Genomic DNA, 13,926 nt, shown 5'->3' on the forward strand with positions numbered 1-13,926 from the left:
CGACCTTGTTGTCGCGAATTTAGATTACCATATTTTTATAATGACGCGCGCATTTTGAGACGCAGTCGCTCAAATGCCACGCAAAGTTACGATTTCGTCAGTGCTTATTTATATTTTGGAAGTCATAACTGCATTTAGTTTTAGAAGGTATTTGCAGATCGCTCTTAATTCAATCACTTGTCAGGCTTCTTTGAATAAAACATGGTTGAAGTAATTGCGAGAGTGTTATACTCAGCGAGATTTTGAAATATTACGTGCATAAGGGGAACAAGCGAATGGCCGAGACTGAACACCGTCCGACCAATTTTATCCGTCAGATTATTGATAAAGACCTGTCTAGTGGTCTACATGACGCAATTAAAACACGGTTTCCACCAGAGCCGAATGGCTTCTTACACATTGGCCACGCCAAGTCTATCTGCTTGAATTTTGGTATTGCTCAAGACTACACAGGTACGTGCAATTTACGCTTTGACGATACCAACCCTGCAAAAGAAGACATTACCTTCGTTAATTCAATTAAGGAAGATGTGCAATGGCTTGGATTTACGTGGGACGGAGAAGCGCGCTATTCATCGAATTACTTTGACCAACTACACCAATACGCCGTTGAACTTATTGAAAAAGGCTTAGCCTATGTAGATTTTTCAGCGCAAGACGTTATGCGCGAAATGCGTGGCACACTTAAAGAGCCTGGTCAAAATAGCCCTTATCGCGATACAGACGTTGAAACTAACCTCAGTGAGTTTGCCAAAATGACGGCAGGCGAATATAAAGAAGGTGAGTGTAGTCTGCGTGCGAAAATTGATATGGCATCGCCATTTATGTGTATGCGTGACCCGGTAATTTATCGCGTTAAGCATGCTCACCATCATCAAACTGGTGATAAGTGGTGCGTGTATCCAATGTACGATTTTACACATTGTATCTCAGACGCCATTGAGGGAATAACGCACTCCCTGTGTACACTAGAGTTCCAGGATAACCGTCGTCTTTATGATTGGGTTATCGAAAACATTTCTATCGACTGCACGCCAAGACAGTATGAATTCTCACGTCTTAATCTAGAATATACGGTATTAAGCAAGCGTCGTCTTATTCAGTTAGTCGACGAAAACCATGTACATGGCTGGGACGACCCACGCATGCCTACCATTGCAGGTTTACGCCGTCGCGGCTACACACCGGGTTCAATCGTTGAGTTTTGTAAACGCATTGGTGTGACTAAGATGGACAACATGGTTGAAATGTCCATGCTAGAAGCGTGCATACGCGACGACCTAAATGCAAATGCTCCTCGCGCAATGGCCGTACTAGATCCAATAAAGCTCGTTATCGAAAATTATGAGGAAGGCCAGACAGAAACGCTTGTTGCGCCAAATCATCCTAACGATGAAAGTATGGGTACGCGTAACATCGGCTTCAGTCGCGAAGTGTATATAGAAGCAGAAGACTTCCGAGAGTCGGCGAACAAGAAGTTTAAGCGCTTAGTGCTTGATAAAGAAGTTCGTCTTCGCAACGCCTACGTGGTTAAAGCTAATCGCGTTGAAAAAGATGAAAATGGTAATGTAACAACCGTTTTTTGTACTTATGACGCGGATACTCTAGGTAAAGATCCGGCTGATGGCCGCAAAGTTAAAGGTGTTATTCATTGGGTGGATGCAGCAACAGCACAGGCAGCAGAGTTTAGGCTTTACGACCGCTTGTTTAACGTGCCTAACCCAGCTGCGGAAGAGAACTTTACCGATGCGATTAACCCTGACTCGTTGGAAGTAAAACACGGTTGGGTAGAAGCCGGATTGGCAGACAATGTTCCTGAAGTAGGAGCATGGCAGTTTGAACGCACTGGCTACTTCTGTGTAGATAAAGACAGCACAGACGACAAGCCGGTCTTTAACCGCACTGTAGGTCTAAGAGATACATGGGCCAAAATGGGCGAGTAGGCACTGGCCTTTAGCCATTTATGCGCTGTAAATAAAAAAACCGCTTAAGTGCTGCTTAAGCGGTTTTTTTGTTTAACGGAACATTGCTTTCGTTAATTACTTTGGTTGGCAATCAAGTGACTGTCCGGTTGTTTCCTTGCTGTCTTCGCCCATAAGATAAAGATACTTAGGCATAATATCTTCAGGTGTTTTTAGTGTATCAGGGTTTTCTGCTGGAAACGCTTGAGCGCGCATTTGTGTGCGGGTACCACCTGGATTAATACAGTTAAAGCGCAGTGACTTATTTCGATATTCATCAGCAAGGGTTTGCATAACGCCTTCTGTTGCGAATTTTGATACGGCGTACGTTCCCCAAAATGCGCGACCTTTTCTGCCTACGCTAGAGGTGGTGAAAATTACCGATGCACTTTCTGCCTTCTCTAGAGCGGGAATAAGCGCTTGTGTCATGAAAACCATGCCATTTAGGTTAATTTGCATCACGTCTTGCCATTCTTGCGCATCAATATCTTTAAATGCACTTAGGTGGCCTAAAATACTCGCATTGTGAAGAACACCATCTAATCGGCCAAACTGGTCAATAATGGTTTGCGTCATTTGCTGATAATGAGAGGGCGTTGCGCCTTTGATATCTAAAGGAACAATGGCGGGTTCTTGACCACCTGCTGCGACAATGTCGTCGTACACAGCTTCAAGTTTAGACACGGTGCGGCCTAATAAAATACAAATAGCGCCATGTGCAGCATACGTTTTTGCGGCTTGTGCACCAATTCCATCGCCAGCCCCGGTGATAAGAATAACTTTATCGCGCAATAAATCCGCTGGTGCGTTGTAATCGTTCATCATTTTCCTTCAAAAGGTTCATTTATATCGCAATGATTGGGGCCTGTAGACCCAATTAAGAATCAAACCCCAGATCATACTCAGCCTGACTCACAAGTAAAACAATGAATGAAAATTTCTTCAAACGTAAAAAAAGTTAACAAAAGTAGTTAACAAAACTTTGCAAAGTTGCAACAAAGTCAATAAGATTGAGGAAGATACAACTGGTCTAACATGTTTAAAACTATCATCTACGCCTGTAAAGACAGGGTAGACCAAGCTACTTTTAATAGAGTTAAGTTTTAGACACAGAATAACAACAATGCTTGTAGGGAGTAGAGATGAGAAAACTCGTATTAAGTTCCAGTGTGGCCCTTGCGCTGGGTCTAGCAGGCTGTGGTGGCTCCGATGAAACCCTTTCCGACATTCAGGCCGAAACAGAAGTCCAAACACCATTTTCACGAATCGTTTTTGACCCAGCTAATGGGAACTTGAACATTCCAAACGACCTTCTTATGCTTCCAGGCGATGATGGTTTCTTTGATTACACACTGAATATTCCGGTCGATGACCCTACAGATTTTGCTGACCCGCAAAATGCACTCAACGTGTTAGACGGTTGGTCAACTCAACACCCGTTTGTAATCAATGTAGAAACACCTGCCGGCACATCGCTTGATGCAAGTACATTATCTTCTGGCGTGTTGCTTTTTGAAGCAACGTTAGGTCTTGACCAAAGTGATCCTGACTGTGCGCAGGTTACAACACCTTCTGCGGGTTGTAAGCTTGGCGATCAACTTACCTTTGGTGTTGATTACGTACTCAGCCTTGCTGATAGCAACACAATCACTTTTGTTCCTCTTAAGCCGCTTAAAGCAGCCCAGGGCTACATGTTAGTAATGACCACTGATTTGAAAGACTCTTCTGGCAAATCGGTTCAGGGCTCAACTACGTGGGACTCAGTAAGACAAGACATCGACACTAACCCTCTATCAAGTGCAGCACAGCTTCAATTACAAGGCTTAGTTAATTCGTTAGTTAATCCAGTGCTTGGTGCGGGTTTCGACCGTGAAGACATTACTTACGTGTCAGCTTTCACCACACAGTCTATTGCCAACTCGCTTGATACCATCAAGAAGGTCATGATTAGCCGTTTTGCACAACTGGCTGCTGGTGGTGACCCGTCCGCTCCAACTGCACTACCTGCAATCACGGTAAGCGATGTATCTGCAGCGCCTAATGCCATGGAAGCACTTGGTCTTGTAAACGCTACTGTTGTAGCTGGCGCAGTAGAGCAGGGTAAACAAGGTCAACCTGATGATATTCAAGCAGCGATTGACGCGACTGATTTCAGCTTGTTAGAAACTTGTGCAGGACTTGCGGGTACGGCGTCTGGTCAACTTTCTGCTCAATGGGGTGCGCTAAACGAATTTGCTGTTGGTGTTTCTACGGGCATTTTAGCGCAAGCCGGTCCATTCTGTGCAGCTCAACGTTATGAAGGTAATATTGCATTGCCTTATTTCTTGGGTGTTCCAAGTGCAGAGAACCCACTTGCTCCAGTAAATGATTTCTGGAAGGCAGCTTGTGACAGCGGTATTGTTTTAGCTGGTGCTCCTCAAGAATTACTTGCAGACGCAGAGCCAGGTCCTAATGCAGCAATGTGTTCTTCACTAGGCCTTGCTGACGTTCGTATTAACGGCGAAATGTTAGATAGCGCAAGAAACATTACTAAATTCAACCCATATCCACAGCCTACTGGCGGAAACATGGGTACAGAAACGTTAGATGTCCAAGTAACTATACCCGATCCTGCCGTAGTTCAAGCGTTAAATCTTCCAGCAATCAGCATGCCTGAAGCCGGTTGGCCAGTGGTTATTTTAGCGCACGGCATTACCAGCAAAAAAGAAGATATGCTTGCCATTACAGGTACACTGTCTCTAGCAGGTATTGCTTCAGTAGCAATCGACCAACCATTACACGGTAGCCGCGGTTTTGACCTTAATGGCGACGGTACAGACGAACTGAACGCGACTACGGTTAGCGCAACTCACTATATGAACCTTGCTAGCTTGCCTACGGCTCGCGACAATCTACGCCAAAGCGTGTCAGATTTACTTGGTCTACGTTTAGGACTAAACGCAGTTGTCGATACCACAGCAGCGCAAAATGTTAAGTTTGATATGTCACGTGTATCGATTATGGGTGTGTCTCTAGGCGCTATCACTGGTGGTAATTTTGCTTCAGTGGCAAACACGTCGATGGGCGGCGATTTAGCAGCACTTGATGGCATGTTTGCTGTCAAGCAAGCTTCTCTTGAGTCTCCAGGGGGCGGTGTTGCTCAGTTCCTAATTGAGTCAGCCGCGTTTGGTCCACTTATCAAAGGTCTGTTGCTGTCTCAGGCTTCTGAAGAGTTTGTTGCCCTGCTAAATCAGCTGTATGAATCTACTGATGTGAGCGAAGAACAACTTCGCGCAGCGGTAGCGATTTTTGAAGAAAATCTTACTGCTGAGCAGGCTGCCGAAGTAAATGCAGTATTTGCAGAGTTTGCTTTTGCTGCGCAAACGGTAATGGATGCAGGTGACCCTACTAACTACGCTCAGACACTGGGTAGCAATACGCCAGTTCATATGATGACGGTAGTGGGTGATGGCAGCGACGCGAACCTTCCGGATCAAGTTATTCCAATTTCAACAGCGTTACCATTGTCAGGTCAGCTTCCTCTGGCAGCGACCATTGGCTTAGAGCAAGTGACAACCACGCAAGGTCCTGGTACAGATCCAATTAGCGGAATTGTACAGTTCAATAGTGGTGCTCATGCTTCTAGCTTAAGCCCAGCGGCGAGCGCAGCGGTAACAACGGAAATGCAAAAAGAAGTGGCGGGTTATATTGCGTCTGACGCACTTGTACTGCCAATTTCTGATGAAAGTGTTGTAGCGAACTAGCCAAGGGTAGTTTACTCCAATGGGCAGCGTTACAACTGCTTACATTTTATAGAAAGAAAGCCGGCGTTATTGCCGGCTTTTTTGTAGAAAAATTATAATGTTGTTTGAATGTTTTCATTTGTTAATGTAGTGTGAATTCAGGTCGGATCAGTTTTACTTATACTGTAATTAACACCGCTTTGAAGACGCGTGCGGTAAGAGTGGTTGACCTTTTTCATTTATCATTAGGGAACATTTGAGATGATTGACAACACCTTTAACGCTAAACGGACGCTTATTGCGTTATCACTCACTGCACTTCTCGGTGCGTGTGGCGATAACGATAACGACTTTTCTAACGTAGAACAACCAGCGCCCACAACGCCTACGACACCCGAACCAACACCAGCACCAATTCCAGCATTTTCTCCTGACGGTACACTGTCCGCGGATGTTACCTGGACCACCTATGGCGTTCCGCATGTGAAAGCCGATAACCTAGAAAGTATGGCTTACGGTGTGGGTTATGCGTTTGCACGCGATAACCTTTGCGTACTGGCCGACCAGATTGTTAAGTATAACTCTGAGAGAGCTAAGTATTTTGGTCCAGATACTGTACCTGGTAGCGGTGATTCAGAGCACCTTATTAACGATTTCGGTTTTCTTACTCTAGGTATTAGAGAGTTAGCAGAAGAGAACTTACCTCGGTTGTCTGCTAATTCACGTGCAATGTTTCAAGGCTACACTGCTGGATACAACCGGTACTTAGCTGAAACTCCTGTAGAAGAACAAGATCAAAGCTGTGCTGGCCAACCATGGGTCACTGAAATTGATAGTGTGGATCTATTAACGTACTCATTAGGCGTGGCGCTATTACCTGGGGCCGCTAATTTCTTAGGACCTATGTTTATTGCAGCGCCTGAAGGTGAGAGTTATCTACCTACTCCAGCTGTGTCCTCAAGTGACGTTGCTTCTACCTTTAAGATTTCACCAACGGTAGGTCTGCCCGAAAAAAATCCTCAAGAAATGGGCTCTAATGGTTGGGGGTTAGGCAGCGATAAAACGACCAATGGCAAAGGTATGGTTTTAGGCAATCCGCATTTTCCTCACACAGGAAACCTACGCTTTTGGAATTTCCATGCTCAAGTACCCGGACACTTGAATGTAACAGGTGGCTCGTTGATGGGATTGCCTGGTGCAGTAAATATTGGATTTAACGAAAACGTTGCATGGACACACACCTTCTCGACGGCTGAACATTTTGTTGTGTATCAGCTGACCCTCGACGAAAATGATGAATCTGGCCTTACCCATATGGTTGATGGCAACAGACGCACCATCTATGAAAAGCCACTTCAAATTGATGTCGCAGTGGGTGGAGGGCAAACCATTAAGCTTAATAAGACCGCGTATTACACCAACTACGGTCCAATGATTGAAGTGCCTGGTAACTTTGATTGGAATGGTAATAATGCCTTTGCCATAAAAGACGCAAATCTGCCTAACTTCGATATTGTAGACCATTGGCTTGCCATGAATATGGCGACATCCATGGACGAGTTTAAGCAGGCGTTTAAAGATTACGACGGTGTTATTTTCAATAATACAATGGCTGCCTCTGATGATGGTCAAGTCTTCTACATTGACGATTCAACCGTGCCGAATCTAACCGAAACCGCAATTGAGCAACTAACGACTAACCCGTTACTTATTCAAACTAAAGCAGCTGCCGGCTTTACCGTATTACCGGGTAACATTTCGCAGTTTGATTTCGAAGGACCCGTTCCATACGAAGAAGCGCCTAAGTACGAGGGCACGGATTCAGTTCAAAACTCGAACGACAGCTATTGGTTAACGAATTTAAACTCACCAATTGTTGTAAGCAATCCGCTATTTGGTAGCGTGGAATATCAACAAACACTACGTTCAAGAATGGGTCAACAGTTTATTGAAAACGAAGCGGGAAGTGACGGAACCTTTACGCCAGATGAAGTGGAAGGCTTACTGTTTAATAACAGAAGTTATTTAGCAGAGAATATTTTGCCTTCATTGCTTTCGCTATGCGCCGCGCAAGGTTCAACACCTGTAGATGTAGACGGAACTAGCGTTGATGTTTCACAAGCCTGCGCTGCGTTGGAGGATTGGGATGGCACCATGAACCTTACAAGTACTGGTGCACACGTGTTTAGAGAGTTTGCATTCCAGTTTAACCAAGCGCCACAGTGGGAAACGCCGTTTTCACTAGAATCACCAGTCACTACGCCTTCTGGCTTGTTGCAAAATGACGTTACTCTTGAACAATTGGCAAGAGCAACTCAAGTGATTGAGCAAGCTGGTGTCGCATTTGACGCGCCGCTAGGGGACGTTCAGTTTGTTGAGCGAAGCCTGCCAGATGGCACGGCGTCTGGTATCAAACTACCATGGGCTGGTGCACACAATATTGAAGGTGGCTTTAACGTGTTTGACGTTATAAGCAACAGGAACGGTACGTTGCTTCCACGTCATAACTACGAGCCTGTGAATAGTAACACCATAATGAGTGCAGAAGCTGAAGGCTACCATATTAACTATGGCACCAGTTGGGCTATGGTTATTAACTTCACTGATGAAGGCCCCAAGGGACGGGGTATTCTGACCTACTCACAATCTCGCAAGTATGGCAGTGAACACTTCTTAGACCAAACTCAGCTTTATTCTACGCAGCCTACGCTAAGAGATATCTTCTTTACTGACGAGGAGATAGAGGCTAACAAGATAGAGCAAGTTACCCTATCGTCAGAATAAGATGAGACTGGTATTATAACGTAATTAGCAAAGCGGCGTTGCTTTTCACAAAGCAAGGCCGCTATTTACGTTGTGGGTAAACAACGACGCTTACCCGTTTATTTTACTAGGAGTAAAGTTTGGAGTTTTTGTACGAGTACGGTTTGTTTGTTGCCAAGGCAGTAACGCTAGTTATCGCTATTATTGTGGTTGTATCTACCATTGTTGGCTTAGCGAGTAAGCAAAAGCATGGGAAAGGGCAACTTGAGATCGTGTCTATTTCTGAGCAGTTGAAAGACATTACAAATTACGCGAAACAGGTTCTGTTAGATAAAAATGCGTTAAAGAAATTAGCCAAGGAACAGAAAAAAGAAGCGAAAGCTAAAAATAAAGCAAAAAACAAAGCCAAAATCACAGAACAGGGCGAAGAGTCTGAGAAGTCCCGTCTTTATGTCATCGACTTTAAAGGTTCGATGGACGCCAATGAAGTGGAACACTTACGAGAAGAAATTACCGCTATCTTATGTGTAGCGAATAAAGAAGACGAAGTGTTGGTTCGACTTGAAAGTGGTGGGGGTGTTGTACACGGCTATGGACTTGCAGCGTCTCAACTTCAGCGTATCAAGGAAAAGGGTCTTAAACTAACGATTGCGGTAGATAAAGTGGCGGCAAGCGGTGGTTACATGATGGCTTGTGTTGCAGACAAATTACTGGCGTCTCAATTTGCTTACATTGGCAGCATAGGCGTTTTAGCTCAGTTGCCTAACTTCAATAAACTATTGAAGAAAAATGATATTGAGTTTGAACAACACACCGCTGGTGAATTCAAGCGTACTCTAACCGTATTTGGTGAGAACAACGATGAAGGTCGCGCGAAATTTAAAGAAGAAATTGAAGAGATTCATGTACTGTTCAAAGACTTCGTTCAAAGCCAGCGTCCAGATATGGACATCGATAAAGTCGCCACAGGCGAGTATTGGCCAGGTATTAAAGCTAAGTCGCTTGGCTTAATTGACGACATCACAACCTCAGATGACTATATTCTTTCTCATTATCCCGCACGCGAAATATTTAGTGTTAAGTATGCTGTGAAGAAAAATGTAGCAGAGAAACTGGGGATGTCTGCAGCAAATGTTGTTGAGCGCGTGTTTATGAAATCAATGAGCAAAGCGCGTCACTGGTTTTAATAGCGACAATTTGTTTGTGTTGATAATTCAGGACCGATAAAACGATTGTTAACACAGACATACGTTAAATTTTTAACCTACAAAAAGATAATAAAAAGAATATGGCACGGCATACTAAAACCGATATATTAGATGCGGCAGAATACTTATTTTCTCAAAGCGGGTTTACTCAAACATCCATGCGCGAGATTACTGCCAGAGCAGAAGTGAATTTGGCGTCGGTGAACTATCACTTCGGCAGTAAGAAGAATTTAATTCAAGCCGTGTTTAAAAGGTACTTTGATCACCTAATGCCGCAGGTAGAGTCTTGCTTGGCGTCTTTGACACCTATGGAAGGTGCGAAGGGCGTTGAGCAACTCTTGTATTCGTTGATCCCTCCTATGCTTAACCTCAACACCATTTCAGAGCAGGGTACTTCTACGTTTGTTAAGTTGCTAGGACGAGGCTACAACGAAACTCAGGGGCATTTGCGTAAGTTCTTAATGAATGATTACGGTGATTGTATCCGTGCACTTGTCGACGCTATAAGGCGTTGTCTTCCTGATCTACCTGAGGAAGAACTATTCTGGCGCTTGCATTTTGCGATGGGAAGTTTTGTATTTTCAATGGCGTCGAGCCAAGCGCTAACAGAAATAGCTGAGTCTGACTTTCACAAGCATGTAGATATAAAAGAAGTTATCCAGCACCTAGTTCCATTCGTAGCCCAAGGGCTAGCAGGCAAATAATTCAAGCGCGCTCGTTAAATACTCAGTTGAGAAAGAGTGGTAAGCTATTATTATTTCATAATAAATAGTGAAGGGGTCACATAACATAAGTGCCTCAACGACACTTACGGTATGCGACATTTATTGCGTTTTTACACCAGTAGCTAAACTAGATATTGAATCAGGTTATGCAAAATTATCGAGGAAGGGTTGCGCCAGGCGCCTCTGCATTGAGCTTTTCTGCCCAGAAATCCTTTACCGAAAATCCTGACTTTTTGGATGAAGGTGCCTTTTTCTTCGCTGGTTTCGCTGCGGCTTTTGCCTCTTTCTTTGGCGCTTTTTTCTCTTCGCTTTCACTCGTGGCGTCAGAAGAGCCAGAAGCTAACGACGCTGTCATTTCTTGAAGCTGTGCTAAACGGACGTTCTTACCGCCATCTACACTGTACCAACCACTTTTGCTCTCAATAGACGGTGCTTTGCCGTTCGCCTTTTCATAAGCTTCGGTAAATGCTGCTATCACTTCGTCTTTGTCTAAGTTTGCCATGCTTTTTTGCTCTTTATTTTGTTAAGATGACGAACGCTATGCGACGTATGTAATTGCTATAACGCTGAGAAAAACTCGCCCAGCGTAACGACCAAGCCAGCAAGTGTCGCAAAACTAAAATTGGATCTACTCACCACTCATAATTGTCTAATTACAGGTATAATGCTAAACGTTCGCGTCTTTTTATAACGTTTTTTGAACAATTTGTCTAACTTTCAACCGGAGGACTTGTGTCTATTACCCGCCTAGAACTACAAAATTATCTTGATGGAATGTTAAGGGTTAGCGAGATCAGTGATTATTGCCCCAATGGATTACAGGTAGAGGGCGCAAGTAAAATTGAGAAGATAGTTACCGGTGTAACTGCGTCACAAGCACTCGTTGATGCCGCCATAGAAGCTAAGGCAGATGCGCTAATTGTTCACCATGGTTATTTTTGGAAAGGTGAGTCACAAGTGATTGCGGGCATGAAAAAGCGCCGCCTTCAAGCGCTACTGTCAAATGATATCAATTTGTTTGCTTATCACCTTCCACTGGATGTACACCCTGAATTTGGCAACAACCGACAACTTGCATCGCTATTAGGCATTCAAAATATAAGTGCAGTGAGCGGTGTGAAGCCTGTTGGCGTTGTTATGCACGGAAATTTTGAAGAAGAAATTGAAGGGGCAGCGTTACAGGTTAAATTACAGAAGTTGCTGGGGAGAGACGTGCTGATTGAGGGGCCTGTATCAAAACCTATATCGAAGCTTGCTTGGTGCACGGGAGGTGGACAAGGGTTCATCGAACAAGCGGTTGAACTGGGCGTCGATGCATTTATTACCGGAGAAGTGTCTGAACAAACTGTACACACGGCAAGGGAAATGGGGATAACTTTTTTTGCTGCTGGTCATCATGCTACTGAACGCTACGGTGTGAAATCCTTAGGAGAGCACATTGGGCAGCAATTCGACGTGCCTGTCGAGTTTATTGATATTGACAATCCTGCTTAGCGAAGACTGTAGTATATGAATAACGATCGTATCTTCGATGGTATTGCAGAAAAATTCTCAAGCAATATATATGGCACTACTAAGGGAAAGCTCAGGCACACCTTATTATGTGATGTTCTCGAGCCTTATTTAACCACGCCTGTTCGCGCTATTGAAATAGGCGGGGGGACAGGTGTAATGACAGCGCATATTGCTTCTAAAGGGCATTCTGTTGTGTTAACTGACGCGTCGAAGGATGTACTTAAACAAGCTGAGACACTGCTTGCAGATGCACCAAATATTACAATTAGGCATCAATATTTGCAGCAGATTGAGGATTTAGACAGTTTTGATTTAGTGATTTGCCATGCGGTTTTAGAGTGGCTGGATGCACCCTTTGATGCTATCGATTTTATGTATAAGAACATGAAGCCAGGGTCCCGTTTAAGCCTAAGCTTTTTCAACCAAGATGCGAATTTGTTTGCCAATGCTATCTACGGAAACTTTGATTACATCGCGAAAGGGATGAAAGTTAAAAAGCAAGTTAGACTGAATCCAAAACAGCCGTTAAGTGCAACCCGCGTGGTTGAACATTGTGAATCATTGGGTTTCAAAATTATCGAAAAAGCAGGCATTCGTTGTTTCCATGATTACATGCGAGATATAACCCATCAAAGCAGCAAATTTGATGACTTACTTGCGCTAGAGCGGCAGTATCATAGGCAAGCGCCTTACCTTTGGTTAGGAAAATATTTTCAGCTGATTCTAGAAAAAGAGAAATAGAAAAAGCCAGTAAAAAAGAGTTTCTTGGGATATTTACGTGACGGACTACATAGGGTTATGAGCGCGCTAATACGTAGATAGTTGTAGTGTCGCCTTAGAGCGCGTTCTCACCCGTCATAATATTATTGACCGTGATTTTTGCGATTTCCTCTAAGGCTTCGAGCGTGAAGAACCCTTGGTGGCCCGTTATTAAAACGTTCGGAAACGTAGTTAAGCGCTGAAAAATATCATCCTGAATTATGTCTTGTGAATGATCGTTAAAAAACAGTTCGGATTCTCTTTCGTAGACATCTAGCCCTAAATATCCAATTTTTTTCGACTTAAGCCCTTTAATAATGGCATTGTCATCGACGAGTCCGCCTCTTGACGTATTAATTAGCATGACGCCTTGAGGCATTTTATCAATACTCTTAGCATTGATTATATGATGACTCTGTTCGTTGAGCGGGCAGTGCAGGGTAACGATAACGCTTTTTTCAAGTAGTTCATTTAGCGTTACATAATGGGCTCCCATTGCGGTTACATCACTATTTGGATGCGGATCGAAGCAAAGCACATGACATCCAAACCCCAATAGTATGCGAATAACAGCTTGCCCAATCTTTCCTGTGCCAATTACCCCTACGGTTTTACCGTGAAGCGTAAAGCCCATCAATCCTCCAAGATTGAAGTTGCCTTCGCGTACTCGGTTGTATGCTTTATGTGTTTTTCGGTTCAACGTAAGGATTAGCGCAATTGTATGTTCAGCTACGGTTTCAGGGCTATAAGCGGGTACGCGGCTTACAGTGATACCTGCCTTCGCTGCTGCATCCACATCAACATTGTTGAAGCCAGCGCAGCGAAGCGCAATATGTTTAACCCTACAGTGTTTTAGAACTTCAATGGTTTTCCTATTAATGTCGTCATTTACAAACACAACAACATCGCTGAATCCACTGCAACTCGCTGCGGTTGAAGCGTTCAGTGGGTGTTCAAAAAATGTGGCATTGATGGTTTTGTCACTAGCACCGTTTAATGTTTCCAGCAATTCAGAAAACAGAGCGTGTTCATAAGAGCGAGTACTAAAAAAAGCGATGTTTTTGTGTTGTTGGTCGCTGAGGTTATCGTGCGCTTTTTTACGTGCAGAGGTATTCATTTTAGTACCCAGTTAAGTCACTTAGACGGCAAAAAATTACCACATTCACATTCAAACTACATAGATGTAGATCAATAAATCTAGTGGGATGTATTGAGCACTTACGCATTAGGTATATTTCAAAACGCTCGTTCACTGCCGCCATGCCGGCGGCTA

10 protein-coding genes are annotated in these 13,926 nt (G+C 44.0%); 7 read left to right on the forward strand and 3 right to left on the reverse strand.

Annotated elements, in window-relative coordinates; all coding sequences use genetic code 11:
- Positions 1–275: 275 nt before the first annotated feature.
- Complete coding sequence (gene glnS / locus BIZ39_RS06420; protein ID WP_061094981.1) at positions 276–1,943, forward strand: glutamine--tRNA ligase; 1,668 nt, start codon at positions 276–278, stop codon at positions 1,941–1,943.
- Between the two features lie 96 nt (positions 1,944–2,039).
- Here the strand turns inward: glnS and BIZ39_RS06425 are convergent, their stop codons facing one another.
- The gene (locus tag BIZ39_RS06425; RefSeq protein ID WP_061094982.1) at positions 2,040–2,783 is read right to left on the reverse strand and encodes a YciK family oxidoreductase; all 744 of its coding nucleotides are present in this window, start codon (positions 2,781–2,783) and stop codon (positions 2,040–2,042) included.
- A 320-nt stretch (positions 2,784–3,103) separates the two neighbouring features.
- Between BIZ39_RS06425 and BIZ39_RS06430 the strand changes: the two genes are divergently transcribed.
- From BIZ39_RS06430 to BIZ39_RS06445, 4 genes are all read left to right on the forward strand, one after another.
- Entirely contained in the window at positions 3,104–5,704 is a 2,601-nt protein-coding gene (locus tag BIZ39_RS06430; protein ID WP_061094983.1) for a VolA/Pla-1 family phospholipase, read from the forward strand.
- A gap of 240 nt (positions 5,705–5,944) precedes the next feature.
- Positions 5,945–8,467 carry an acylase gene (locus BIZ39_RS06435; protein ID WP_187446622.1) on the forward strand — a complete coding sequence of 841 codons (2,523 nt, stop codon included), beginning with the start codon at positions 5,945–5,947 and terminating at the stop codon, positions 8,465–8,467.
- Positions 8,468–8,586: 119 nt separating this feature from the next.
- Positions 8,587–9,633: a protease SohB gene (gene sohB / locus BIZ39_RS06440; RefSeq protein ID WP_014976551.1), complete on the forward strand. Its 1,047-nt coding sequence runs from the start codon at positions 8,587–8,589 to the stop codon at positions 9,631–9,633.
- A 101-nt stretch (positions 9,634–9,734) separates the two neighbouring features.
- On the forward strand, positions 9,735–10,358 hold the full coding sequence (locus BIZ39_RS06445; RefSeq protein WP_014949468.1) for a TetR/AcrR family transcriptional regulator: 624 nt from the start codon (positions 9,735–9,737) through the stop codon (positions 10,356–10,358).
- A gap of 175 nt (positions 10,359–10,533) precedes the next feature.
- Here the strand turns inward: BIZ39_RS06445 and BIZ39_RS06450 are convergent, their stop codons facing one another.
- Entirely contained in the window at positions 10,534–10,881 is a 348-nt protein-coding gene (locus BIZ39_RS06450) for a hypothetical protein (protein WP_061485869.1), read from the reverse strand.
- Between the two features lie 230 nt (positions 10,882–11,111).
- Here BIZ39_RS06450 and BIZ39_RS06455 point away from each other — a divergent pair, with 230 nt between their 5' ends.
- On the forward strand, positions 11,112–11,873 hold the full coding sequence (locus BIZ39_RS06455) for a Nif3-like dinuclear metal center hexameric protein (protein ID WP_061485870.1): 762 nt from the start codon (positions 11,112–11,114) through the stop codon (positions 11,871–11,873).
- Between the two features lie 15 nt (positions 11,874–11,888).
- A complete protein-coding gene (locus BIZ39_RS06460; protein ID WP_039232909.1) occupies positions 11,889–12,635 on the forward strand; it encodes a methyltransferase in 747 nt (248 codons plus the stop codon).
- Positions 12,636–12,729: 94 nt separating this feature from the next.
- Here the strand turns inward: BIZ39_RS06460 and BIZ39_RS06465 are convergent, their stop codons facing one another.
- Entirely contained in the window at positions 12,730–13,770 is a 1,041-nt protein-coding gene (locus tag BIZ39_RS06465; protein WP_187446623.1) for a 2-hydroxyacid dehydrogenase, read from the reverse strand.
- Between the last annotated feature and the right edge of the window lie 156 nt (positions 13,771–13,926).

Origin of the sequence: Alteromonas sp. BZK5 (assembly GCF_014349115.1) — a bacterium.
In the GTDB taxonomy this organism is placed as follows: domain Bacteria; phylum Pseudomonadota; class Gammaproteobacteria; order Enterobacterales; family Alteromonadaceae; genus Alteromonas; species Alteromonas macleodii.